Source organism: Acerihabitans sp., assembly GCF_036398755.1.
Classification (GTDB): Bacteria; Pseudomonadota; Gammaproteobacteria; order Enterobacterales; family Enterobacteriaceae; genus Acerihabitans.
This window is the reverse complement of record NZ_DASWOM010000017.1, coordinates 15,514-39,875: the sequence shown is the minus strand read 5'-3', so window position 1 is coordinate 39,875 and position 24,362 is coordinate 15,514. Positions and strand designations below refer to the sequence as shown.

At 62.4% G+C, this 24,362-nt stretch carries 21 protein-coding genes; 14 read left to right on the top strand and 7 right to left on the bottom strand.

All coding sequences use genetic code 11. The features are described from left to right. Positions 1–130 precede the first annotated feature (130 nt). The 9 genes from VGC33_RS02945 (at position 131) to hutH (ending at position 12,216) form a co-directional block, all read left to right on the top strand. Positions 131–2,176, top strand: a complete 2,046-nt coding sequence (locus VGC33_RS02945; RefSeq protein WP_331118867.1) for a hydantoinase/oxoprolinase family protein — start codon at positions 131–133, stop codon at positions 2,174–2,176. A 2-nt stretch (positions 2,177–2,178) separates the two neighbouring features. Next, entirely contained in the window at positions 2,179–4,146 is a 1,968-nt protein-coding gene (locus VGC33_RS02940; RefSeq protein WP_331118865.1) for a hydantoinase B/oxoprolinase family protein, read from the top strand. 64 nt (positions 4,147–4,210) lie between these two features. Further along, positions 4,211–5,731 carry an ABC transporter substrate-binding protein gene (locus tag VGC33_RS02935; protein ID WP_331118863.1) on the top strand — a complete coding sequence of 507 codons (1,521 nt, stop codon included), beginning with the start codon at positions 4,211–4,213 and terminating at the stop codon, positions 5,729–5,731. A 13-nt stretch (positions 5,732–5,744) separates the two neighbouring features. Next, positions 5,745–6,662 carry an ABC transporter permease gene (locus VGC33_RS02930; protein ID WP_331118861.1) on the top strand — a complete coding sequence of 306 codons (918 nt, stop codon included), beginning with the start codon at positions 5,745–5,747 and terminating at the stop codon, positions 6,660–6,662. Continuing rightward, positions 6,659–7,537 carry an ABC transporter permease gene (locus VGC33_RS02925; RefSeq protein WP_331118859.1) on the top strand — a complete coding sequence of 293 codons (879 nt, stop codon included), beginning with the start codon at positions 6,659–6,661 and terminating at the stop codon, positions 7,535–7,537. Before VGC33_RS02930 ends, VGC33_RS02925 begins: the two co-directional genes overlap by 4 nt. Positions 7,538–7,541: 4 nt before the next feature. Next, complete coding sequence (locus VGC33_RS02920) at positions 7,542–8,564, top strand: ABC transporter ATP-binding protein (protein ID WP_331118857.1); 1,023 nt, start codon at positions 7,542–7,544, stop codon at positions 8,562–8,564. Further along, a complete protein-coding gene (locus tag VGC33_RS02915) occupies positions 8,561–9,493 on the top strand; it encodes an ABC transporter ATP-binding protein (RefSeq protein ID WP_331118855.1) in 933 nt (310 codons plus the stop codon). The genes VGC33_RS02920 and VGC33_RS02915 overlap by 4 nt, the downstream gene beginning before the upstream one ends. 133 nt (positions 9,494–9,626) lie before the next feature. Continuing rightward, the gene (locus VGC33_RS02910; protein WP_331118853.1) at positions 9,627–10,580 is read left to right on the top strand and encodes a cucumopine synthase-related protein; all 954 of its coding nucleotides are present in this window, start codon (positions 9,627–9,629) and stop codon (positions 10,578–10,580) included. A gap of 103 nt (positions 10,581–10,683) precedes the next feature. Continuing rightward, positions 10,684–12,216 (top strand): histidine ammonia-lyase, encoded by a 1,533-nt coding sequence (gene hutH / locus VGC33_RS02905; protein WP_331118851.1) that lies wholly within the window; start codon positions 10,684–10,686, stop codon positions 12,214–12,216. A gap of 176 nt (positions 12,217–12,392) precedes the next feature. Here hutH and VGC33_RS02900 read toward each other — a convergent pair whose 3' ends face one another. The 7 genes from VGC33_RS02900 to VGC33_RS02870 all read right to left on the bottom strand — a co-directional run bounded on the left by VGC33_RS02900 (position 12,393) and on the right by VGC33_RS02870 (position 18,726). Then, a complete protein-coding gene (locus tag VGC33_RS02900) occupies positions 12,393–12,899 on the bottom strand; it encodes a helix-turn-helix domain-containing protein (RefSeq protein ID WP_331118849.1) in 507 nt (168 codons plus the stop codon). Positions 12,900–12,902: 3 nt separating this feature from the next. Then, positions 12,903–13,265: a type II toxin-antitoxin system HigB family toxin gene (locus VGC33_RS02895; RefSeq protein WP_331118847.1), complete on the bottom strand. Its 363-nt coding sequence runs from the start codon at positions 13,263–13,265 to the stop codon at positions 12,903–12,905. A 216-nt stretch (positions 13,266–13,481) separates the two neighbouring features. After that, positions 13,482–14,312 (bottom strand): ABC transporter ATP-binding protein, encoded by an 831-nt coding sequence (locus VGC33_RS02890; RefSeq protein ID WP_331118845.1) that lies wholly within the window; start codon positions 14,310–14,312, stop codon positions 13,482–13,484. 6 nt (positions 14,313–14,318) lie between these two features. After that, complete coding sequence (locus VGC33_RS02885) at positions 14,319–15,338, bottom strand: ABC transporter ATP-binding protein (protein ID WP_331118843.1); 1,020 nt, start codon at positions 15,336–15,338, stop codon at positions 14,319–14,321. Further along, on the bottom strand, positions 15,335–16,222 hold the full coding sequence (locus VGC33_RS02880; protein WP_331118841.1) for an ABC transporter permease: 888 nt from the start codon (positions 16,220–16,222) through the stop codon (positions 15,335–15,337). The genes VGC33_RS02885 and VGC33_RS02880 overlap by 4 nt, the downstream gene beginning before the upstream one ends. Further along, the gene (locus VGC33_RS02875; protein WP_331118839.1) at positions 16,222–17,178 is read right to left on the bottom strand and encodes an ABC transporter permease; all 957 of its coding nucleotides are present in this window, start codon (positions 17,176–17,178) and stop codon (positions 16,222–16,224) included. The genes VGC33_RS02880 and VGC33_RS02875 overlap by 1 nt, the downstream gene beginning before the upstream one ends. 30 nt (positions 17,179–17,208) lie before the next feature. Continuing rightward, positions 17,209–18,726: an ABC transporter substrate-binding protein gene (locus tag VGC33_RS02870; RefSeq protein ID WP_331118838.1), complete on the bottom strand. Its 1,518-nt coding sequence runs from the start codon at positions 18,724–18,726 to the stop codon at positions 17,209–17,211. A 154-nt stretch (positions 18,727–18,880) separates the two neighbouring features. Between VGC33_RS02870 and VGC33_RS02865 the strand changes: the two genes are divergently transcribed. The 5 genes from VGC33_RS02865 (at position 18,881) to VGC33_RS02845 (ending at position 24,338) form a co-directional block, all read left to right on the top strand. Next, positions 18,881–19,591, top strand: a complete 711-nt coding sequence (locus VGC33_RS02865) for a GntR family transcriptional regulator (RefSeq protein ID WP_331118836.1) — start codon at positions 18,881–18,883, stop codon at positions 19,589–19,591. Further along, on the top strand, positions 19,584–20,678 hold the full coding sequence (locus tag VGC33_RS02860; RefSeq protein WP_331118834.1) for an enolase C-terminal domain-like protein: 1,095 nt from the start codon (positions 19,584–19,586) through the stop codon (positions 20,676–20,678). Before VGC33_RS02865 ends, VGC33_RS02860 begins: the two co-directional genes overlap by 8 nt. Before the next feature lie 182 nt (positions 20,679–20,860). Then, positions 20,861–21,883 carry a LacI family DNA-binding transcriptional regulator gene (locus VGC33_RS02855; RefSeq protein ID WP_331118832.1) on the top strand — a complete coding sequence of 341 codons (1,023 nt, stop codon included), beginning with the start codon at positions 20,861–20,863 and terminating at the stop codon, positions 21,881–21,883. 47 nt (positions 21,884–21,930) lie between these two features. Further along, a complete protein-coding gene (locus VGC33_RS02850; RefSeq protein WP_331118830.1) occupies positions 21,931–23,049 on the top strand; it encodes a mandelate racemase/muconate lactonizing enzyme family protein in 1,119 nt (372 codons plus the stop codon). A 74-nt stretch (positions 23,050–23,123) separates the two neighbouring features. Next, complete coding sequence (locus tag VGC33_RS02845) at positions 23,124–24,338, top strand: MFS transporter (RefSeq protein ID WP_331118828.1); 1,215 nt, start codon at positions 23,124–23,126, stop codon at positions 24,336–24,338. Positions 24,339–24,362: the final 24 nt, after the last annotated feature.

Here is a 24,362-nt window from a genome sequence, read left to right as displayed (position 1 = left end):
CTCCATTTTTCATCGTAATGATATTTACATCGCGAATTTTTATTATATTGTATATACCAATAAACGACAATCATGGCGCCGGTCCACGTCTGGACGCGGCGCATCAGGCGGCGGAACAAGGGTTAATCTTATGCTAAGAGTGGGGGTTGATATCGGGGGCACGTTCACCGACTTTGTGGTCTGGCGCAGCGACGCGCGGCAGGCGCCGTTAACCTGTTTTAAAGTGCCTTCCACCCCGCCCCGCTTCGCCGATGGTTTTATCCAGGGATTCGAGCGTTTGATGTCTGAACTGGCCGTGGGGCCGGATGAGCCGGTGGTGGTGATGCACGGCACCACCGTCAGCACCAACGCCGTCATCGAGCGTTCGCAACCGCCGGTCGCCCTGTTCGTTACCCAGGGGTTCCGCGATATTCTTGAACTGCAGCGCCTGCGCCTGCTCGATCCCACCAATTTGCGCGGGACCCGCGGCCTGCCTTTGATTGAGCGCCACCAGGTAGTTGAAATCCGCGAACGCATGGCGGCCGACGGCGGCATTATCGAGGCGCTGTCGGCGGAATCGGTGGCCGCGGCGGTGGCGCGGGTCGTCGAGGCCGGCATCGGCGGCGTCGCCATCGCCTTTATCAACAGCTATCAGGATCCCCGCCATGAGCAGCAGGCGCGCACGCTTATCCATCAGCTCGCGCCCGAGCTGGATGTCTGCCTGTCCAGCGAGGTCTGGCCGCGCCCCGGCGAATACGAGCGGGCGGTCAATGCGTTGCTTAACCTGTACGTCAAACCGCGGATGTCGTCTTACCTGGAGCAGATCGAACGCTATTTGACCAGTCGGTTGCGCCACGTCCAGCTGTTTATTACCCGCTCCAACGGCGGGGCCATGTCCGCGCGCGAGGCGCGCCATTTCCCGGTGCATACCCTGCTTTCCGGTCCCGCCTCCGGGGTGACGGCGGCGCAGCTGATTACCCGCGCGGCGCCGGAAAAGCATTACCTGACGATGGATATGGGCGGCACCAGCACCGACATTTCCCTGATCCGCGCCGGCATGCCGTCGGTGGTGGACCAAACCGAGGTCGGCGAGTTCCCCCTGACCATGCCGGTGACCGGCATTGAGGCGATAGGCGCCGGCGGCGGCTCCATCGGGCGTTTTGACGGGCCGGTGTTCCGCATCGGTCCCAAAAGCGCCGGGGCCTGGCCCGGACCCGCCTGTTTCGCGCGTGGCGGCAGCGAGCCCACCGTTACCGACGCCTATTTATTATGCGGATATCTGGATGCCGGCGCGTTTCTCGGCGGCGAGATGCGCCTGGATGCCGACGCGGCCCGCGCCGCCTTTGCACCCCTGGCCGAGCGGATGGCGGCGACGGCGATAGACGCGGCCGGCGCCGCCATAACCATCGCCACCTCCAATATGGTCGCCAGCGTGCTGCCCTACCTGGCCCGCCACGGGGTCGATCCGCAGGATGTCACCCTGGTGGCCTTTGGCGGCAACGGCGCCATTCACGGTCCGCTGCTGGCCTCGGAGATCGGCATTCCACGGATTATCGTGCCCAATAACCCGTCGGTATTCTGCGCCGTCGGCGGCGTGGTCGCGGAACTGACCCATGACATCATCGCCATCGTGCAGCAGGGCGCGATGGACACCACACGTTTGCGGCAAACCTTTGCCGGGCTGGCGGACGCCGCCAGGGCCTGGCTGGGGCGGCAAACCGATCCCGCCAATGTACTGGACATCGCCCTGGAGTACTGGGCGGATATGCGCTATCGCGGCCAGTCCTTCCAGATCCCGGTGCGCATGGCGGCGGCCGACGGCATCGGCACCGCGGACGCCGTGGCGGCGTTTCACGATGAGCATTTGCGTTTGCACAGCCATGCCGACAGACAGGCGCCGGTGGAATTTATCGAACTGCGGGTGCGGGTGCGCGGCGCGCTCGACGCCCCCGGCGGCAACGCGGCGGCGCAGTCGGCCAGCGGCGGCCGGCCGCGGCCGCGCGGCTTTCGCCAGTTGCATATCGGCACGGCATTGCTGAAGGACTGCCCGGTCTATGACCGCGCCGGACTGGGGGTTGACGCCTGCGTGTCCGGGCCGTGCATCATCAGCCAAAGCGACGCCACCCTGCTGGTGCCGCCCTTTTTTACCGCCAGGGTACAAGCCGGCGGCGACATCATCCTGACGCAGGAGCATTGATTGTGGATCCCATTCAAACGGTGATTATGAATAATCGCTTTAACGCCATTGTCGAAGAGGCATCCGTTACCCTGTACCGCACCGCCCATACCACATTCGTCAAACTGGTGCAGGATTTCCAATGCGGGCTGGCGACGCCCGAGGGCGAGATGTTCGCCTATCCCAGCCACAACGGCGTGAACGCCTTTATCGGCCTGCCGGTATCCGGCGGCCTGAACGGCATCGGCGTGGAGCATCTCGAGCCGGGGGATTGCATTATCACCAACGACCCCTTTAGCACCGACGGGATGGTGACGCATATCATGGATGTCTCCATGGTGCGGCCGATTTTTGTCGATGATGAACTGGTGGCCCTGGCCTGGTCGTTCGTGCATGCCTCCGATATCGGCGGCGCGGTGCCGGGCAGTATCTCCCCGGCGTTTACCGAGGTGTTTCAGGAAGGTTTGCGCGTCCGGCCGACCAAACTCTACAAACGCGGGCAGCTGGATTGCGCCATTCGCAATATTTTTATCGATAACAGCCGCATCGCCGATGAGCTGTGGGGCGATTTCCAGGCCATGATATCGGCGCTGGCCAGTATGGATAAGCGGATGAATCAACTGTGCCGGCGTTATGGCGTGGCGGGGGTACGCGCGGGCATGGAAGCGTCGATGGCCTTGGCCGACGCCAAGACCCGTCAGGTTATTCGCCTTATCCCCAACGGGGATTATCCCTTTGCCGATTATGTCGAAGGCATGAGCGAGGGCGACTTTATCCATATCCACGCCGTAATGCGCGTGCGCGACGAGCGCATCGTGTTTGACTTCAGCGGCACCGACCCGCAGGTGGCGGCGGCGTTTAACTACGTCACCGGCGCGCGCGCCCATCCCTATACGCTGCAGGCGTTTATCTATTATATCCTGACCCGCGAACCCGAGGCGCCGCGTAACGCCGGCCTGCTGCGATCGCTTGAGGTTATCGCCCCGCGCGGCACGGTGATTAACGCCGAGTTCCCGGCGGCCGGCGGCTCGCGTGTCACCACCAGCACCCGCGTTTACGATGTGATTCTAGGCTGCCTCAACGCCGCGCTGGCCGACGGTCTTACCGCGGCCGGTCCCGGAATGTCGGGGGTTGTCGTGGTGTCGGCTAAAGATCCCCACGGCGAGGGCAACCGCGTCAGCGTGATCAATCCCTTGTGCGGCGGCGGCGGCGGCCGCTTCGGCATCGACGGCACCGACGGGGTGGATTCCCGCTCCGGTTACCTGCGCACCGTACCCGCCGAAACCATCGAGGCCGAGACGGTGATGCGGGTAAAACGCTACGGCCTGGTCACCGACAGCCAGGCGCCCGGCCGCTGGCAGAGCGGCGCCGCCATTGCCCTGGAACTGGAAAACACCGGCCCCGAGGCGGTGATGACGGTACGCGGCATGAATCGTTTCTATTTTCAGTCCTGGGGCGCGCGCGGCGGGCAATGCGGCCATTTGGGATCGGTCGTGCTCAATCCCGGCACCGATGATGAACGCAACCTGGGCAAAATTGACGTCCTGAAAATGCAACGCCACGATGTGGTTCGCCTGACCTCTCCTTCGGGCGGCGGCTTTGGCGACCCTTTTCTGCGCGACCCGGACCAGGTAGCCCATGATGTGCGGCGCGGCCTGGTGTCCGTTCACCAGGCCGGGGCCGGTTATGGCGTGGCGGTGGACGAAAGCGGCCGGATCGACCCCGCCGCCACCGCGGCGCTGCGCGCCGGGCATACGCGCACAGCGCACGGTCTGTTTACCCTTGGCGGCGCGCGCGATCGCCTGGACCGGATCTGGCCGCGCGAGATCCGGGCGGCGCTGGCCACCAGCCTGATGCGCGAGGAGCGACGTCTGCGCCAGCCGTTGCGCCTGGCGGTCATCAAACGCCTGACCGCGGAAAACCGGCCGGTCAGTCTGGCGCTGATGGCTGAGGCCATCGCGCAAGAATTGCAGTACATCAGGATGCACTAATCGTCCCCATCGCTCCGTTCTCTCATACTGGAGATCAAACATGTATCATGTTCAGAGACTTGCCTTGTCAGGTAGGACGCGCAAATTACGGCTGCTGGGCTGCGCCGTCTTGTTATCGGGCGCCTGCGGGCTGCCGGCGGGCGCGCTGGCGGATACCGTCAATATCGCCTTTTCCGCCGCGGTGACCACGCTTGATCCGCAGCAGGCCACGGTAGTGCAGACTGATTTAAGCGTGATAAGCCATATCTACTCGCCGCTGGTGATCCGTAACCCCGACCTCGGCATTACCGGGGTGGTGGCGCAATCCTGGCGCGCCGTCGACGATACGACCTGGGACTTCAAGCTGCGCCCCGGCATCACCTTCGCCAACGGCAAGCCGCTGGATGCCGCGGTGGTGAAGTGGAACTTTGATCATCTTCTCGATCCGGCGCATAAAACCCGCGTCAAGGAATGGTATAGCCTTATCGATCGTGTCGACGTCGTGGCCCCCGACGAGGTGAAAATCATTACGCGCGTGCCCTTTCCGGGGCTGGTGGCGCAGTTGAGCATGCTGTTCATGATGGAGCCGGGATGGACCGCGACCCACGACCCCAGCCGCGAGGCGATGGGCAGCGGCCCTTATCAGCTGGCGGAATACGTGCCGGGCGAGCGGGTGGTGCTGACCCCCAACCCGGCCTATTTCGGCACTCGGGCGTTCAACACCCCGCCGCCCCATGACAAGGTGGTGCTGCGCATGATAAGCGAACCGGCGGTACGGGTATCGGCCCTGCTGGCCGGCGAGCTGGACCTGGCGCTTGACATCCCGCCCACCGATATCGAACGCATCAACGACAGCGGCGTCGCCCACGCCGGCTGGGGCGAAAGCAGCCGGGCGATGATCATCAAAATGAACAACCTCAAGCCGCCCTTCGCCAATAACCTCAAGCTGCGCCAGGCGATGAATTACGCCATCGATCGCCAGGGTATTATCGACGCCATCTATAATGGTCACGGCGCCGTCAGTAAAGGCCAGCTGCTGTCGCCGATGTATTTCGGCTACAACGATAAGCTGCAGCCCTACCCCTACGATCCGGACAAGGCGCGCAGGCTTATCGCCGAGTCGGGATTGCCGCAGCCGATTTCCTTCGAGCTGCAGGTGCCGCTGGGACGTTATCTGTTAAGCCAGGAAATCGGCCAGGTGATTGCCGCCCAGTTGCAGGAGGTGGGGCTGAATGTCGGCATAAAGGAAATGGAGTACGCCAACTGGTCCAACGCCTATACCCGCGGCGATATGGGCCAGGCCGCATTTTTAGGCCAGGCCTGGCCGACGCTGGACGCCGACGGGCTGCTGGGCCTGTACCTGCCCACCGACCCGGGCGCTTACTGGAAGGATGACGTTTTTGCCGACCTGGTGATGAAGGGACGCTCGACGGTCGATAAGACAAAGCGCGCCGCCTGGTACCAGCAGGCGACCGAACGGATGCGGGAACAGGCGCCGCTGGTATTTTTGTTTAACCAGCCGCTGACCTACGCCACGTCGAATAAATTCACCTGGCGGGTGCGCGGCGACGACTGGGTGCGGGTCTTCGATTTAGTGGCCAAATAACGGGCGGTGGCGCGTGGCGAAATATATCCTGTCCCGGCTGCTGGAAGTTCTGGCGGCCGTGTTCGGCCTGGTGACCATTATTTTCCTGGTGTCGCGGTTACTGGGGGATCCGGTGTCGTTATTGCTGCCCCAGGGCGCCAGCGCCGCCGATATGCAGGCCCTGCGCGAGCAGTTGGGCCTCCAGCGTCCGTTGCTTGAGCAATATCTGCGTTTTCTCGGCCATGCGCTGTCCGGCGATTTCGGCCAATCCTTTTTCTACCAGCATTCGGCGCTGGCCATTGTGCTGGAACGGATGCCGGCCACGCTTACGCTGGCGGCGCTTTCCGCGCTGGTGGGCATCCTGGCGGGATGCCTGGCGGGTCTGGTGGCCGCGCTTTATCGCAACTCGGTGTGGGAATTCATGGTATTGACCCTGGCGATGCTCGGGCAGGCCACGCCGGCGTTTTGGCTGGCGATTATGCTGATCCTGGTATTCTGCGTCGACCTTGGCTGGCTGCCCACCGGCGGCACCGGCGGCGCGCTGCATCTTGTTTTACCCACCGCCGTGATGTCGATTTTTGTCGCCGCCAATATCACCCGCCTGTTCCGCTCCAGCCTGCTTGACGTCATGAGCGAGGATTATATTCGCACGGCGCACGCCAAGGGCCTGCCCGCACGGACGATCATGACCTGGCACCTGGCGCGCAACGCCATGCTGCCGGTGGTGACCATGAGCGGACTGCTGGTGGGCGAGATGCTGGGGGGATCGGTGGTGGTCGAGACCATTTTTTCCTGGCCCGGCGTCGGCAGGCTGATTGTCGAGGCGGTGGCGAACCGTGATTTTCCGGTGATCCAGGCGGGGGTGATGGTGGTGTCATGCCTGTTCCTGCTGGTGAGCCTGGGGGTGGATGTGCTCTATAGCCTGCTTGACCCGCGCGTGAGGCAAACATGATGACAATGGCCAACGGGATGCGCGCCCTGGGGCGGCGCATGGGGTCGAGCACCATCGGTGTTGTCGGCTGGCTTATCATGGCGCTATTACTGCTGGGCGTGCTGTCCACTTTCGTCATAGACCTGCCCAGCCCGGTGCACGGCAATCTGGCCCAGCGGCTGCTGCCGCCCAGCTACCGTTTTTTTGCGCCAAGCGCCCATCCGCTGGGAACCGACCAGTTGGGCCGGGATATGCTGAGCCGCCTGCTTTACGGCAGCAGGGTTTCGCTGATGGTGGGTTTTAACGCCGTGCTGATTGGCGGCATGATCGGCGTGACGGTGGGGATGATCTCGGGTTACGCCGGCGGCGTTACCGACCGTCTGCTGATGCGTATCGTCGATATGCAGCTGTCGATACCGCTGATTTTACTGGCGCTGATCGTTATCGCCGCCACCGGCCCCAGCCTGGGCAACCTGATTATCGTCCTGGCCCTGACCAGTTGGATCCGCTACGCCCGCCTGGTGCGCGGCCAGGTGCTGGCCCTGCGGCAACGGGAATTTGTCCTGTCGGCGGTGGCCGTCGGCGCCCGTCCCTGGCATATCCTGCGCTACTATATTCTGCCGAATATCCTGACGCCCATCCTGGTGATCGCCACCCTGGAGTTTTCTCGCGTGATCCTGCTGGAGGCCAGCCTGAGCTTTCTCGGGCTGGGCGTGCAGCCGCCCTGGCCCAGCTGGGGCCGCATGCTGGCGGAAGGACGCGCCTATATCGCCACCGCCTGGTGGGTCACCACCCTGCCGGGGCTGGCGATAGTCGTGACGGTGATGGGCGCCAACTTTATCGGCGACTGGCTGCGCGATTATTTCGATCCCAAACTGAAGTCCTCCGGGGAGTGACGCCATGCAACCCTTGCTCGATGTGCGCAATCTCACCGTGGCCATGCCGGCCGGACGCGGCGCGGCGCCGGTCAGGATTATCGACGATATCAGCTACAGCCTGGAGGATAACCAGACCCTGGGCATCGTCGGCGAAAGCGGCAGCGGCAAAAGCATGCAGGCGCTGGCGCTGCTTGGATTATTGCCGCCGCGCAGCCGCGCCCTGGTCCATGGCGAAGTGATGTTCCAGGGACACAATCTGCTGACCCTGTCGCAGAACGCGCTGCGCGCCGTTCGCGGCGCGCAGATCGGCATGATTTTCCAAGAGCCGATGACCTCGCTTAATCCGGTGCTGACCATCGGCCGGCAGTTGGCGGAACCCCTGGTGCATCATATGGGGATGAGCCACGCCAGGGCGCGCCGGCGCGCCGTCGACCTGTTGAGCCTGGTGGGCATTACCGACGCCGCCCGGCGCGTCAGGCAATATCCGTTCCAGTTTTCCGGCGGCATGCGCCAGCGGGTGATGATCGCCATGGCGATCGCCTGCAAACCCAAACTGTTGATCGGCGATGAGCCGACCACCGCGCTCGATGTCACTATCCAGGCGCAGATTATTGCGCTTATCCGCGATCTGCGTGAAGAATTGAAAATGTCGATTATCTGGATCACCCACGACATGGGCGTGGTGGCCGCGATGGCGGACCGGATGCAGGTGCTCTATGCCGGGAAAATCATGGAAATGGGGCCGGTGGAGCAGGTCTTCAGCGCGCCCCGCAGCGCCTATACCTGGTCGCTGCTGCAATCGATACCCGGCCGGGGACAGCGCCCCCGGGAACCGCTGTTCCAGATAGCCGGACAGCCGGTGGACCCGGCGCGCCGGCCCCCCGGCGATCCTTTTGCGCCGCGCAATCCATTCGCCACCGCGCGCTGTTTTGCCCAAGCGCCGCCGCTACGTCCCGTTTCGCCCGATGACTCCCGCCATCTGGTGGCGGCCTGGTACGATCTGCCCCGCTGCCTGGCGGAACTGGATAAGGGAAACGCACCATGAACGGCCTGATCCCATCACCCCCGCCGCTGCTGCGGGTGGAAGGTTTATGTAAAGACTATACCGCCGGCGCCTCATTCGTGGGTGCGCGCACGGTGCTCAGGGCGGTAGACGGCGTCAGTTTTTCGCTGGAGCGGGGAGAAACCCTGGGGCTGGTGGGCGAGTCCGGATCGGGCAAAAGCACGGTGGCGCGCTGCGTGATGCAGCTTGAGCGGCCGACCGGCGGCCGGGTCGTGCTTAACGGCCAGGACCTGGTCGGCATGGGCCCGTCCGCGCTGCGACCGCTGCGTAAAGTCATGCAGATCATCTTCCAGGACCCCTATTCTTCCCTTAACCCGCGGATGACGGTGGGCCGTTTTGTCGCCGATCCCATGATAATCCATGAGGGCAAAATACCGCGCGAGGCGCTCGCGCAGCGCGTGCGCGCCCTGTTTGCCAAAGTCGGACTGGACGCGCGCCATATCAGCCGTTATCCGCATGAATTTTCCGGCGGCCAGCGCCAGCGCGTTTGCATTGCCCGGGCGCTCGCCCTGTCGCCGCAGCTGATCGTGGCCGATGAGCCGATAACGGCCCTGGACGTTTCCATCCAGGCGCAAATCATCAACCTGCTGCAGCGGCTGCAGGATGAACAGGGCCTGGCGTATCTGTTTATTTCCCACGACCTGGGCATGGTGCGCCATATCTGCCACCGGGTGGCCGTTATGCTGCGGGGGCTGATTGTGGAAACCGGCCCCGCCGACGCCATTTTCCAGGATGCCCGCCATCCTTATACCCAGGCGTTGCTGAGCGCGACCCTGGAAGCCGACCCCGGCCGGGAACGGACTAAAACGCGTCTGTTTTTTGACGCCGCCCAGCGTGAAGGACAGGCCGCCGGTTTTATGAAAGAGGTGACCCCCGGCCACTTTGTCAGGGAGTATGCGCCGTCGCGCTGAAGAAAAGTCCACCGCCCGCTATTAATTGTATATACATAAAGATTTATTGTATATACAATAATCCTGTCCGCGCCGTCGCGCCTTAAGGGCCGCCGGCGCACGTGTTGCCGAGAAACCATGACAGGAGAACGTAATGAGCTATACCAGCCTGGCGGACGTGATCGATCACGTTCGTAGCCATACCGCGGCCATGGCCCGCAAAGAGCCGGAGGAGATCTACGCCTTTCGCACCGGCACCCTGGAAAATCAGGCGGGCAGCTACGGCCAGTATTTCGGTACCTGGGATATCGCCGCCGGCATGATACGCGATTATTCCATGTATACGTATTATCCCTTGCTGCAAATCATTGAAAACCCTGAAATAACGCTGCCGCAGTTCTGTTTCATCCTGGATAGTTTTGACCATCCCTACAGCAATTACCTGCGCTACAGCGGGTTCCCGCAGCTGGGCAAACTGGCGCTGGCGCTGCGGGAATGGCTGCCGCGGGCGACCACGCGCCAGCAGGCGATAGAGGCCATCCGGGCGTTTTGTATCTATACCGATACGTTTGCCGCCTGGTCATTCCATTATTTCCCCTGGGGACTGGGCAAGCAATTTACCTATGCCAACGCCGAAGCCGCCGCGCCATCGGTTGCCGATATATCGCGGCGGGTGCGGATCAAACCGGGCCGGAAAATCCGCCTGACCTGGCAACCGCTGGATATTACCGTGGATGCCTATCTGGCGGTGAACGAAAACCCGCAATTATGCCAGGACCTGATAGCGGCCCTGCCGTTTACCGTCCTGCAGGATCATGCCGTGGTCACCGGCGAATCCATGTACGCCTGGTGTCCGCTGGTGTCCACCGCGCCGATACAGGTGCGCGAACGCATCTGCGACGCGCCTAAGGGGCGGCTGCGTTTTTCCCAATCCACCGGTCAAAAATTTATCGTGCAGTACGGACCGACCACCGAGGATCTGGCCCAGCCGGTGCTGGGCGAAGTGATACCCGAGCATGCCGATCGCCTGGATAGCGTCGGCGCCGAAGTATGGAAAAGCACCTTTGAAACCAAAACCCCCATCTGGCTGACCGTCGAGCTGGCCTGACCAAAAGGCGACCGGGCGGCGGACGCCGGCGTTTGCCAGGCAAAACCGGCCCGCCCCCTTGCCGTCGCCGCAAGGTTGATGATTTCATTTCCAGGAAAAGATGATGACCATTATTTTAAAACCCGGCGCCGTTACGCTGGCTGAACTTGAATCTATTTACCGGTCCGACGTGGCCGTCCGGCTTGACCCGGCGATGGAGCCGGCCATCCAGCGCAGCGCGGCGCGCGTGGCGGACATCGTGCGTGGCGACGCGGCGGTCTACGGCATCAACACCGGCTTTGGCAAATTGGCCTCGGTGCGCATTCGCGCCGATGAAGTCGTGACGCTGCAACGCAATCTGATTTTGTCGCACTGCTGCGGCGTGGGCGACGCGCTGGCCAAACCAGTGGTGCGCCTTATCATGGCGCTGAAACTGATTTCGCTCGGCCGGGGCGCATCGGGCGTGCGTTATGACGTCATTCGTCTGATTGAAGCCATGCTGGCCCAGGATATCATGCCGGTTATCCCCGGCCAGGGATCGGTTGGCGCATCCGGGGATCTGGCGCCGTTGGCGCATATGGTGGCCGCCATGATAGGCGAAGGCGACGTGGATCTGCGCGGCCAGCGCATGCCGGCGGCGCAGGCGCTGGCACAGGCCGGGCTGCGGCCCCTCGTCCTGGCGGCCAAAGAGGGACTGGCCTTGATCAACGGTACCCAGGCGTCCACCGCGCTGGCGCTGAAAGGGTTGTTCGGGGCGCATCGGGCGCTGCAATCGGCGCTGATTTCCGGCGCGCTGACCACCGATGCGCTGATGGGCTCCACCGCGCCGTTCCATGACGAAATCCATCAGCTGCGCGGCCACCCCGGGCAGATTGACGCGGCGCGCGCCCTGAATCTGCTGCTGTCCGGGTCGGAAATCCGCGTAAGCCATCTGGATGGCGACGAACGGGTACAGGATCCTTATTGCATCCGCTGCCAGCCGCAGGTGGAGGGCGCGGCGCTGGACCTGATTCGCCAGGTGGCCGTCACGCTCGGGCGCGAAGCGAACGCCGTTACCGACAACCCGCTGCTGTTATCCGATAATAGCGTGGTGTCCGGCGGCAATTTCCACGCGGAGCCGGTGGCCTTCGCCGCGGATATCCTGGCGCTGGCCATTTCCGAAATTGGCGCTATCGCCCAGCGTCGTATCGCCCTGCTGGTTGATCCGGCCATGAGTTTTGGCCTGCCCGCCTTTCTGGTCGCCGCGCCCGGCCTCAACTCCGGCATGATGATTGCCGAGGTTACCTCCGCCGCGTTGATGAGTGAAAACAAGCAGATGACCCATCCGGCATCGGTCGACTCCACCCCGACCTCCGCCAATCAGGAAGACCATGTCTCCATGGCCTGCCACGGCGCGATGCGGTTGGGCAAAATGCTGGATAATCTGTACGCCATCCTCGGCATTGAAGCCATGGCCGCCGTTCAGGGTCTTGAATTCAGGCTGCCGCTGCGCACCAGCACGCCGTTGGAAACGGTGAGGCAATGCCTAAGGGAGCGAATTGCGCCGCTGACGGTGGACCGGTATATGGCGGGCGATATCGCCATCGCGGCGCAATGCGTGGCGACCGGCGCGTTAATCGCAAGCGTTGTGGACCAGGCTATACTGCCGTCGCTTTAACGTTCGTCGCGTTGATCAGCGACGGTGTCCTTGTCGCCTCGGCGGGCGAAATACTCGCCGAACCGCCATAGACCATGCCGCGAGCCGCCAGCGCCCCTTCCAGGCCTTGCAAGGTGGCGGCAACCGTCCGGATTTACCCTGATGTGATCACCAACAGACGCCGAGGGAAAGCGCCATCAGGCGGGATTGGCAGCCGCGGGCGATGCCGTGGCGACATTCTCGCCCATAAAGGTTTCGTTGGGGACAGAAAAAAACTCGGCAAATCCCTTTATCTGCGCCACGGTCATCGAACGCTTGCCGTGGAGAATTTCCGATACCACGCTTTGCGTGGCGACGGCGCGCAGTTCAACCTGTTTGGTTCCCCGATCCCGCATAAGAGAGGCTAATGCTTCGGCCGGGCTCACGTTCGGCAACCGAAGATGTTTCATTTCATATTCATAAACGCGATCGGTAACGGCATCGGCGCATTTGGCGGCAAAATGATCCGCATCCGTCGCATGGGAATACAGCTCGTCGATTAACGCCATCCGCCCACGCAAGTCGCTGTCGTCTTCCACCGGCGCCATGCAGGCTGAAAAAAGCCCGGATAATAAAGCCAGCTGATCGGCTGCTGATTCAAGCATCAACGGCAGATTGGCGATAAGCCCGTTCAACTGGATGGAACTGAGTGCTACTGGGGTCATAACTCACCTTTTTGACTTGGTTTGATCGCGCCACCATTTGTCATAACCGGCGTGTGAACAAACATCCTTGACAAAGAGTGTTCCTGAATCAGGATTGAGCCAAGCAATAATCCGGCACTGGTTTTTATGAATATCAAAGACATAAATATCAAGCGGACCCTTTCTGCTCTCGGGTTTCAACCGTGCGTGAGCGACACGGTCGACATTCCAGCCGGAGACCTGAAGCCAATGCGACCGGATTTGCGCCCAGGATACAAACCGCAGGGCGGGTTTATTAAAAACATCCAGCCATAACTTAAGTCCCACTTTCCACTGCGCATGTCTTTCCATGGCGTCAGCAATTGCCCGTGCGGTAATCACCCTCATCCTTGCCCCTTACTTTATCGCAAATCGCGATATTTGTCCACACATTTTCAGGTTTCCTTGCGCCCGCCGGCGTCAGGCGTTGCGCTCCCTTGTTTATCAGGCTGGTGGTGGTTTTACGTCGCAATAATACGTTGGTCTACGGCGCAGCGAAAGGACATGCGACGCTTTCGCCGGGGCGTTCAGCGGTTACATGTCCATTTTGCGGCGCAGTGCGCATCACCGCGGTTCAGCCGGCGGAATGGCCGCCAGCAGCGCCCGGGTATAGGGATGGGCCGGCGCGCTGAAAATCTGTTCCCGACCGCCGGTTTCCACGATGCGCCCCTGGTACATGACGGCGATGCGCGGCGCCATATAGCGCACCACGCGTAAGTCATGGGAGATGAACAGGTAGGCCAGGCCATGATCCCGCTGCAGTGTTTTCAGCAGGTTGAGGATCTGCGCCTGTATCGATACGTCCAGCGCGGAAACCGGCTCGTCAAGGATCAGCAGCCGTGGCCTTAGCGCCAGCGCGCGGGCGATACCGATGCGCTGGCGCTGGCCGCCGGAAAACTCCGCCGGGTAGCGTTGCGCCAGCGCCGGGTCCAGCCCCACCTGGCGCATCAGCGCATAAATCCGGCTTTGCCGCTCAGGCGCGGTGCCGATACGATGCACGATAAGCGGCTCGCCGATAATATCGAAGGCGGTCATGCGCCGGTTAAGAGACGCGTAGGGATCCTGGAAGACTATCTGGAAATCGCGGCACAGCCGGGCGTCTCGGCGCCGGTTGAGCGCGGTAATGTCCTGCCCGTCGAACCACACGCGCCCGGCGGTGGGACGCGTCAGTCCCACCAATATCGCGCTCAGGGTGGTTTTGCCGCAGCCCGATTCCCCGACCAAACCCAGGGTTTCTCCGGCGTTCAGCGTAAAATCGACGCCATCCACCGCCTTCACGGCGGGCGCGCGGCGAAAACCGCCTCCGCTGGGCGGGTAATGCTTTACGATGCCCTCGACCCGCAGTAGAGGCGTTGGCGCGGCGGGTTCGGCGCGAGGTCTAGCTGCGAGCGACATAGGCGATTAATTCCTTTCCATGGGGGCCGGCGCGGCCAGTTCATCAGCAAAATGGCAGGCGCTGGCCTGTGTGGTATCGGCTCCGGCCGCGCGCAGCGGCGGTATCTGGTCGGCGCAGATCGCCCGTTGCCGGCAGAGCCGGCAGCGCGGGCGAAAGGCGCAGCCGGCGGGCAGACGGGATAACAGCGGCGGCTCGCCGGCGATTGCCGCCAGCGGACTGTCCACATCGCCGTCCAGGCGGGGAATACTGCCCAGCAAGGCGCGGGTGTAGGGATGGCGCGGCGCGCGGAATATCTCCTTCGCGCGCCCCTGTTCGACGATTCGGCCGGCATACATCACCACCACCCGGTCGGCGTACTGCGCCACCAGTCCCATATCGTGGGTGATAAGCAACAGCGCCGCGCCGGTCAGCCGGCAGGCGGCGCGCATGCTCGCCATAACCTGCGCCTGCACGGTAACATCCAGCGCGGTGGTCGGCTCGTCGGCGATAATCAGCCGGGGATGGTTTACCAGCGCGATGGCGATCAGGATGCGCTGGCACAGCCCGCCCGACATTTCATGGGGAAAACGTTTCATTTTATCCGCCGCGTCGCGAATCCCCACCAGCGACAGCACCTCTTGCGCCCGGCTGTCGCGCTGCCGGCGGGTTAGAGAGGGCTGATGACGCTTGATGCTTTCGGTTATCTGCCGGCCAATGGTCAGCACCGGGTTAAGCGAGGACATCGGATCCTGGAAAATCATGGCGATCTCATCGCCGTAAAGCCCGGCGCGGCGCGCCGGCAAATCATGGCCGTTAAATCGCATTTCGCCGGCACCCACCTGGATGCCCGCCGGCAATAGCGACATCAGCGCCAGCGCCGTCAAGGTTTTGCCCGAACCGGATTCCCCGACGATGCACAGGGTCTCGCCGCGTTCGACGCTGAAAGAAATAGTATCGACAGCCCGGTGACGCTCCCGCCCGGTGGCGAGATCGACGCATAATCCCTCGACCTCCAGCAGCGGCGGCGGTGCTTGATGTCGGTTCATGATGGCCTTCCCAGCGGATCCAGCGCTTTGTGCAGCGCGTCCCCCAGTTGATTAAGCGCCAGCACCAGAAGCAGCAGCAACAGGCCGGGCGCCACGGCATACAGCGGCGCCGTCGCCAGGTAATCCCGACTGCTGCTGAGCATCGACCCCCAGGACGCCGCCGGCGGCTTGATGCCCAGGCCGATAAAGGACAGCGACGCCTCCAGCAAAATGCCATGGCCCGCCGCCGACGCCAGCTGCGAGATGACCACGCCGATGCTGTTGGGCAGCACGTGGCGCAGCATGATACGCCACAGGCCGCTGCCCTGCACCACCGCCGCCCTCACATAGTCAAGCTCGCGCTCGCGCAGCACCGATGCGCGCATCAGGCGGGCAAAAATAGGGATATTCACCAGCGCCACCGCGATACAGATTTGCGCCAGCCCGGCGCCCAGTATCGCCACCGTCATGACCGCCAGCAAAATGCCGGGATAGGCCAGCAGGATATCGCAGCCGCGCATCAGCAACGCGTCAAGCCAGCGGGGTCCCATGCCGGCAACCAGCCCCGCCGCGATGCCCAATCCCGCGCCCAGGCTCACGCTGATAAACCCCACCAGCAGCGAAATACGCGATCCAAACAGCACCCGGCTGAGCAGATCGCGCGACAGTTCGTCGGTGCCGAGCCAATGACCGCCGGTACCGGCCGGCACCAGCCGCAGGCCGGCAAACTGGGCGTCGGGATCGCAGGGCGCCAGCCAGGGCGCGAACAGGGCCGCACAGGTGATAATCACCACGCCGCACAGACCGAACAGACCGGCCGGCGTGGCCAGGACCGCCCTTAGCAGCCGCAGCCGGCCGGGTTTGGCCACCGGCGCGGCGGCAATCTCCAGGCTGTCGATACTCATCACGAACTCCCCCTTGCCAATCGGATGCGCGGATCGACGGCGCCATACAGCACATCGACCGCCAGGTTCAGCATCAGGAAAAACAGCACCAGCACGATAAGGATCCCCTGCACCATGCCGTAATCACGATTGATAATGGACTGCACCAGCAGGCGTCCGATACCGGGCCAGGCGAATACCGACTCGATAACCACCGCCCCGCCCAGCATACGGCCCAGCAGAATGCCGGTCATGGTGACTACCGGCAGCAGCGAGTTACGCAGCACATGCCAGTAAATAATATGCGCGCGGCCCAAGCCCTTGGCGCGGGCGGTGCGGATATAGCCTTCGCCCAGCGTGTCGATCACCGCGCCGCGGGTCGATCGCACCAGTACCGCCGCGCCATGCAGGCCCAGCGTCAGGGTAGGCAGCACCAGCGCCCGCGCAAAACCGGCCACCGACTCATCCAGGCTGACGAATCCTCCCGGCGGCAACCAGCCCAGGGTGACGGCGAACAGCAGGATAGCCAGCATGCCGAACCAGAAATTGGGCGTGGCGACCGCCACGGAGGAGAAAACCGATGCCAGCCAGTCCACGGCCCCGCCCTGATACAGGCCGGCGGCCAGGCCCAGCGGCACGCCCACCGCCAACGCGCCGAGCAGCGCCGTGGCGGCAAGCAACAGTGAATACGGCAGGCGGCTGAAAATCAGCTCGCTGTTATCACGGTGATAGATATAGGACACGCCAAAATCACCGCGCGCCATATGCCCCAGCCAGGCGCCGTATTGCACCGGCAGCGACCGGTCAAGCCCATATTCCACCCGGATGCGCTGCACATCCTGCCCGGTGGCGTCCGGTCCGGCGATAAGTTCAGCCGGGTCTCCCGGCATGGCGCGCACCACCGCGAAAACGATGATGCTCGACACCAGCAGCACCGGGATCCATTGCATCAGCCGGCGCAGCAGATAAGCGGTCATAGGCTACTCCACCCTGGCGGTCATCATGGTTTATTGAAAGGCGGCGCCGGTGAGGATCGGCATGCCGTCAAGATTAAAGCGCACGCCGGTCAGCCCCTTGGCGGAGGCCCACAGCACCGGCAGGGTCGCCACCGGCAATACCCAGTTTTCCTGCAGCATAAAACTGTCGATGCGCCGCCAGGCCAAATCGGTTTGTTCACCTGGCGGCTGGGAGGTGACCAGGGCCACGTCATCCTGGTACTGCCGGGACTTGACGCCGGCCAGGTTATCGGTGGCGCGGAAAATCACCGCCGACATCAGGATGGTGGACGGGCCGCGACCGGCGCGGGCGTAGACATGGGCCGCCAGTTGGAAATCCCCTTTGCGCAGACGGGAAATATAGGCGGCCTCGGACATCTCGACGATATTGGCCTTCAGGCCGATATCCCTCAGCGCGCTTTGCAGCATCTGCGCCATCGCGCCTATCTGGGGTTCCGACTGGCTGCGCGACATCAGCGACACTTCCGCGCCGGTGGCGCCCGCCTGCTGTATCAGCCGTCTGGCCTGGTCCAGATCGTGGACGCAGTCATTTTCATGTCCCGCCGCTTCGCGCCGGCTGAAGTGCGGCCAGGGCAGGCATTTCACCTGGGCGTCGGGGCCGGCGATATCATGGGCGATACGCGCGCGATCCAGCGCCAGGCCGATGGCGCGCCGCACCTCGGGTTTATCCAGCGGCGGGGTTTGGGTATTAAGCGTAATATCCAGTACCCGCCCCTCCACGGTGGCGGCGCCGGTAGCGAAACCGGCCGATGCCAGCTGTTCGGCGCCCTCCCGGTCAAGGGAGGGGAGAAAATCCACCGTGCCGGCGCGCAGCTGCATCACCCCGGACTGCTGATCGGGGATCACTTTAAGGGTAATTTTTTTCAACGCCGGACGCGGGCCCCAATAGGCCTCGTTGCGCACAAATACCGCGTCTTCTCCCGGCAGGTAGCGGCTCAGTTTAAACGGACCGGTGCCGTTGCCGCCGGTTTTGATTTTTTTAGGCGCGCTGCCGTCGATAATAAACGCCAGATCCAATAAATCGAAAATGGCGTCCGAGGCGCCGGCAAAATGCAGCACCACGGTGTGCTCGTCCGGGGTATCGATACTGTCGATCATTTTGGCCAGCGGCAGGATATTCGCGCCGTTGACCGGATCGCGGGCATAATTCAGGCTGAACGCCACATCCTTGGCGGTAAACGGCCGGCCGTCATGGAACGTCACGCCGTCCCTAAGCGTCAGCGTCAGCGTCTTGCCGTCGTCGGAGCGAGACCATGATCGCGCCAGCTCCGGCTGCGGACGCCCGTCGGCATCCAGGCGGATAAGCGTATCATACAGCAGGTGCGTCAGCACAAACGTACCCATGCGCAGCTCTGTCGGATCAAAGGAGGTGATATCGGCGCTTTGCCCTATCACCAGGGTGTCGCGCGCCGCGGCCAGCGCCTTGCCGCCCACGGACCCCAGGCCTAGCAGCAGCGCCAGCAGCAGGCCGCCGGCGCGGACCCGGCCGCTCAACATGTTCAACGTCATACAATCCCTCATGCTCGATTTAACGATGGACCAACTAACGGCAAATACATTATTTGATCAAATTATTATCTGTTGTTGCACGAATACTATTGAATAAAGCCGCTGTATAAAAGAAAATAAACAAAATGCTCATATGATTTGATCAAATATGGTTATGCGAAAATTAGATAAGCAACCCCAGGACAGCGACGCGGACATTACCGACCGGTTAAGAGACGCCATTATCAACCGGCAGGAATTCGATGCCGGCGCGCCGCTGCGCATCGACGCGCTGGCCACGCGCTTCGGCGTGTCCCATATGCCGATACGCGCGGCGCTGCAGCGCCTGGAAAGCGAAGGACTGATTGTCGCCCAGCCCAATAAGGGCGCGCGGGTGGTGGCGGTGGACGACGCCTTCGTCGCCGAATTGCTCGATGTGCGCATGCTGATTGAAAGCTACCTGGCGCGCCGCGCCGCCGAGCGTATGACGCCACAGCGCCTCGCGCAGTTGGAAACGCTGCGGGCGCAACACGAGGAAGCGGTCTCACGCGGCGACGCCGCCGTGGCGCTGGCGGCCAATAGGGATTTCCACGCCGCCATCCATCAGATTGCCGCCAATCGCGACGCCAGCCTGATCCTCGAACGGCATTGGCGCCTGATCCGCGCCCTGTGGAAACGCTACGGCTATCAAGCCGACCGTTTCGCGGGCGTGGTGGCGGATCATCGGCTGCTGCTGGCGGCATTTACCGCCGGCGACGGCGAAGCGGCCGCCGCCGTCACCGCCGCCCATACCGCGCGCGCCAAGCTGGTCTTGCTCGGCCGTATGCGCGAAAACGCCCCGCCCGCGCACCGGCCCGCCGCTCACGCTAAGGAAGCCCATGAATAAGCTGCGCATTACCGCGCTGGATCTGGTGCATTGTCCGGTCACCGCCAAAACCACCTGGTCTTTTATCCAGCTGACGCGGGCGGACGGCGTGAGCGGCTGGGGCGAGGCCAGCTGGGTACGCGAGCCGGGGGCGCTTGATCCCTGCCATGCCAACGCCCGGCGAGATCTGCTCGGGCGGCCATGGGGAAGCCTTGACGCCTATATTGCCCGGGACACCCGCGGCGTGCCGCAGGCGGCGATTGCCAGCGCCCTGGAACAGGCGCTGTGGGATATCCGCGGCAAAGACCGGGCCGATTACGCGGCGTCGCTGATGGGCGGCGGTTACCGCACCCGGATCCCGCTGTACGCCAACATCAATCGCAGCATTAATGAGCGCAACGAAGCGGGTTTCGCCCGGGCGGGGCTAAAAGCGCGGGCGGCGGGATTCAGCCGTATCAAGATAGCGCCCTTTGACGGCCTGACCCCGGATACCCTCCATACGCCGCCGGGCCGCCAGCGGCTGCACCAAGGACTGGCGCGGGTGGCGGCTACCCGCGCCGCCATCGGCCCGGACGCCGCGCTGTATGTGGATTGCCACTGGCGCTTCGACCGCCTGGGCGCATCGGCGGTATTAAAGGAGCTGGCGGCCCTGGGCGTGAGCTGGTTTGAATGCCCGCTGGCGGAAACGCCGGAGAATATCCCGGCGCTGAAACTTTTGCGCGGCGAGGCCAATTCCCTGGGCATGCGCCTGGCCGGCCTGGAGGAACTGACGCATCCGCAGGCGTTTCGTCCCTGGCTCGCCGCCGGCGCTTACGACGTGGTGATGCCTGATGTGAAATACGCGCGCGGCATTGCCGGGGTGACGGCGGTCGCCGCGCTTGCGGCCTATTACGGCGCCGGCTGCGCGCCGCATAATCCCAGCGGACCCGTCGCCCACGCCGCCAGCCTGGTGGCCTGCGCCATTAGCGCGGATATTGAACAATTAGAACATCAATTTGATGAAACGCCGGCCTTCTGGCGCCTGATGGACGCCGATTTTCCCCGCCCGGCGGGCGGGGCCAGCATAACGCCGACCCATGCCGGACTGGGCACGGCGCTCAGGTGGTGAACAAAGACAATACCTGTCGCGCCGCGCCCGATGGCGGCGGGGAAATCTACCCCGCCGCCTTGATGACAAACTGCCCCGAACGGCGTCTGTAAGCCGAATCATCATTTTGCGCCAGCGATCACAGTATTATCCTCAAGCGCCGGGCTACCATTTAGGTAATCGATTACCTAACTTTGATAACCATGACAAAACCCATAGCAATCCGTGATGTCGCCCTGGCGGCGGGTGTCTCCACCGCCACGGTATCACGTTATATGAACGGCAAGTTTCATGCGATGAGCGCGGATACCCGTTTGCGCATTGAAAGCGTGATTGAAGATATGGGCTATAAACCCAACGATGTGGCGCGCACCTTGCGCAGCACCAAAAGCAATACCATCGCGGTAATTGTCTCCGATATCCTCAACCCCTATTCCATCGCCATCCTGCAGGGCATCGAGGAAACCTGCGCGGCGCTGGGCTATACCATTTTTGTCTGTAATTCAAAAGAATTGCCGGAAAAAGAAAAAGAATTTATCGAGCTGATGCTGGCCAAACGCGTCGATGGTTTTGTGATTAATACCACCGGCGGCAATGACGAACTGATTGCCGCGCTGGCCGGCCATACCCCCGTGGCGCTGGTCGGACGTAAAGTCGGCCGGGGCGCGGTGGAAGCAATCACCGTCGATAATACCCAGGGCATGACCCTGGCGGTGGATCATCTGCTGGCGCAACGCTGCCAAACGCTGGCGCTGCTGAGTCCGCTCACCGCCGGCATAAGCCCCCGTATTGAGCGCGTCGAGGCCTTCCGGACGCTGGCCGCGCGGGCCGTCGGGCGTAGCATCGACAGCGATATCCAAATTATAGAGCGGATCCAGGTGCAGCCGGTCTCCGACGCGCTGCAACGGATTATGGCGCGGCGCGACCCGCGGCGACGGCTGGGCATTATTGCCACCAACGGCATGCTGGCCCTGGCGGTGCTCAAGGCGGCCAAAGCGCTGGGATACGCCATCCCCGCCGATTTCCTGTTTATCGGTTTTGACGATACCGAATGGGCCTCGGTCAGCCATCCCAGCCTGACGGTAATATCACAACCGACTTACGAGGTCGGGGCCGCCGTGGCGAAAAGATTGATAATCAATTTGATTAAAAAAGAACCGCGTGACGGACCGGAGGTCGTTGAATTACCGGTCAGGCTTATCGCTCGCGACTCAACCCGGAATTAATTTTTAGCCATAGGGTAATCGATTACCTTCTTAGACAGGAGCCAACAATGCAGATTCGAGAAATCAAGACTTACGTGGTGGTACAACAACTGGATACGCAGTTTGGCATGTCCCAGTGGCTATGGGATAGCCGGGCCAGTTGCCTGCTGGAAATCATCACCGACGAGGGCGTCATCGGCTGGGGAGAATGCTTTGGCCCGGCCAGGGCCAACGCCGCGCTTATCAACGAACTCTTCGCGCCGCTGCTTATCGGGCAAGATCCTTTGCAGCGCGCGCCGCTATGGGAAACCCTCTACAACCGCACCCGGGAATTCGGCCGCAAGGGCATAGCGGTTTCCGCCCTGTCGGGCATCGATATCGCGTTATGGGATATTGCCGGCAAGGTGTTAGGGCAGCCCATCGCGGCGTTATTGGGCGGCGCCGTCGCGCGGCCGGTAACCGCCTATGCGTCGTCATTTTATTACGCCAATGACCCCCGTTACGCGCTGGAAAAGGACGCCGACCAGGCGCTGCAACAAGGATACCGGGCCTTCAAAATGAAAGTGGGCGGCCTGCGGCTAAGCGAGGACGCGCAGCGGGTGGCGCGGGTGCGCCGGCTTATCGGACCCGAGGCCAGCCTGGCGGTGGACGCCAACCGCGCCTATACCGCGCGTGAAGCCATTCAGCTAGGCAAGATGATTGAGCAGCACGATATCTCCTGGTTCGAGGAGCCGGTGCTGCCGGATGATTTCGCCGGTTATCGGGAAGTGAGAAGCGCGCTCAATATCCGCATCGCCGGCGGCGAATCGGAATTTACCCGGTTTGGTTTCAGGTCATTTCTCGAGCAGCGCTGCGTGGACATCGCCCAGCCGGATGTCGCCGCCTGCGGCGGGCTGAGCGAAGCGCTGAACATCGCCGTCATGGCCACCGCCTTCGGCGTCGATTGCTATCCACATCTCTGGGGCTCCGCCATTTCCCTGGCCGCCACGCTGCATTTAATTTCCGCCATACCGGTGGCGGTGCCGTCGATGGTAAGGGAGCGGCCGCTGCTGGAGCTCGATCGGGCGCCCAACGTCTTTCGCGAGCAGCTTTCCGATTTAGTCATCGGGCCGTCGATGCCGGTGCCGCACAAGCCGGGCCTGGGCATTGAAATAGACCGGGACCTTATCCGGCGCTACGCGGTATAACACGGCCGACGCTATGGCCCGGCCGGAGCACCCTGCAACGCAACAGACATAACCAACACAGAATGGGAAATTTTATGCGTCATTCAAAATGGTACCGTATCGGCGGCACATTAATGATTGGGCTATTTGTCGCTTATCTCGATCGTTCGAATCTCTCTATTGCGCTGCCCGGCATGGAGCGCGATCTGGGCTTTTCCGGCGCGGCGACCAAAAGCCTGGCCTTGACCGGCTTTCTTATCGGCTATGCGTTATCGAATTTTTTCGGCGGTTTTCTTACCTACAAGCTCAATCCCAAGACCACGATAGTCAGCATGGTCCTGCTCTGGTCGCTGGCCCAGGTGATGACCGCCTGGGTGACCTCGCCCACCCTGTTGATTATCTATCGCATTATTCTCGGCATTGCCGAAGGCATTTATTGGCCACAGCAATTCCGTTTCGCCCGCGCCTGGTTTACCAAAGACGAAATCACCCGGGGAACCAATCTTATCCAGTTTTACGGCCAGTTCCTGGCGCTGGCGCTGGGGTTCCTGATCCTTACGCCTATTTATGACGCCCTGGGCTGGGAATGGATTTTTTATATTACCGGCGGGCTGGGCCTGTTTATCGTGGTGCCGCTATTTTTGATCTTCTTGAAAAATGCACCGGACAGCGGCAGCGAGGCGGCGGACGAGGAAGCGCGTCCCAACGAAAAACTGACCTTCAGATCGCTTGGCGGCTATCCTTTCCTGCTGCTGATATTCAGCTATTTCGCCAACGGCATGCTGTTCTGGGGCATTACGCTGTTTATCCCCATGCTGGTCCATTCCCTGGGCTTTACCGGCCTGTGGCAGGGATTTGCCAGTTCCCTGCCCTATATGCTGGCGATTGTCTTCGCCATCCCGATGTCCTATATCAGCGATCGCACCCAGAAACGCGGTCTGATTGCCGCCTCGGGATTAACCGTCGCCGGCATTTTGCTGGTCATATTGCCTGTCATCGACAATCCGGTGGCCAAAATGGCGTTGATTACCCTGGCGATCGCCTATTTCACCAGCAGCTATACCACCAATATCTGGTCGATTATCACCTCAAGCGTCAAGCCCGCGGCGGTAGGCCCGGCGGCCGGGGTCATTAACGGCATTGGCGCCGGCGGCGGCGGCACCACCGCGGGTTTTATCGTCGGCGTGCTGTACAGCAACACCGGTTCCTATCTGGCGGGATTCAGCGTCATCGGCGCGGTAGCCATCCTGGGCGGGCTTGCCGTCTATGTCTATACCAAAATCCAGCGCGCGGAGACCGGCACGCGGTAACCCGTGGCGCGGCGCCACCATCCT

Coding starts and splice junctions, on each gene's coding strand:
- VGC33_RS02945 (WP_331118867.1), top strand. CDS start 131: ATGCTAAGAGTGGGGGTTGATATCGGGGGCACGTTCACCGACTTTGTG.
- VGC33_RS02925 (WP_331118859.1), top strand. CDS start 6,659: ATGATGACAATGGCCAACGGGATGCGCGCCCTGGGGCGGCGCATGGGG.
- VGC33_RS02920 (WP_331118857.1), top strand. CDS start 7,542: ATGCAACCCTTGCTCGATGTGCGCAATCTCACCGTGGCCATGCCGGCC.
- VGC33_RS02915 (WP_331118855.1), top strand. CDS start 8,561: ATGAACGGCCTGATCCCATCACCCCCGCCGCTGCTGCGGGTGGAAGGT.
- VGC33_RS02910 (WP_331118853.1), top strand. CDS start 9,627: ATGAGCTATACCAGCCTGGCGGACGTGATCGATCACGTTCGTAGCCAT.
- hutH (WP_331118851.1), top strand. CDS start 10,684: ATGACCATTATTTTAAAACCCGGCGCCGTTACGCTGGCTGAACTTGAA.
- VGC33_RS02900 (WP_331118849.1), bottom strand. CDS start 12,899: ATGACCCCAGTAGCACTCAGTTCCATCCAGTTGAACGGGCTTATCGCC.
- VGC33_RS02895 (WP_331118847.1), bottom strand. CDS start 13,265: ATGAGGGTGATTACCGCACGGGCAATTGCTGACGCCATGGAAAGACAT.
- VGC33_RS02890 (WP_331118845.1), bottom strand. CDS start 14,312: ATGTCGCTCGCAGCTAGACCTCGCGCCGAACCCGCCGCGCCAACGCCT.
- VGC33_RS02885 (WP_331118843.1), bottom strand. CDS start 15,338: ATGAACCGACATCAAGCACCGCCGCCGCTGCTGGAGGTCGAGGGATTA.
- VGC33_RS02880 (WP_331118841.1), bottom strand. CDS start 16,222: ATGAGTATCGACAGCCTGGAGATTGCCGCCGCGCCGGTGGCCAAACCC.
- VGC33_RS02875 (WP_331118839.1), bottom strand. CDS start 17,178: ATGACCGCTTATCTGCTGCGCCGGCTGATGCAATGGATCCCGGTGCTG.
- VGC33_RS02870 (WP_331118838.1), bottom strand. CDS start 18,726: ATGACGTTGAACATGTTGAGCGGCCGGGTCCGCGCCGGCGGCCTGCTG.
- VGC33_RS02865 (WP_331118836.1), top strand. CDS start 18,881: ATGCGAAAATTAGATAAGCAACCCCAGGACAGCGACGCGGACATTACC.
- VGC33_RS02860 (WP_331118834.1), top strand. CDS start 19,584: ATGAATAAGCTGCGCATTACCGCGCTGGATCTGGTGCATTGTCCGGTC.
- VGC33_RS02855 (WP_331118832.1), top strand. CDS start 20,861: ATGACAAAACCCATAGCAATCCGTGATGTCGCCCTGGCGGCGGGTGTC.
- VGC33_RS02850 (WP_331118830.1), top strand. CDS start 21,931: ATGCAGATTCGAGAAATCAAGACTTACGTGGTGGTACAACAACTGGAT.
- VGC33_RS02845 (WP_331118828.1), top strand. CDS start 23,124: ATGCGTCATTCAAAATGGTACCGTATCGGCGGCACATTAATGATTGGG.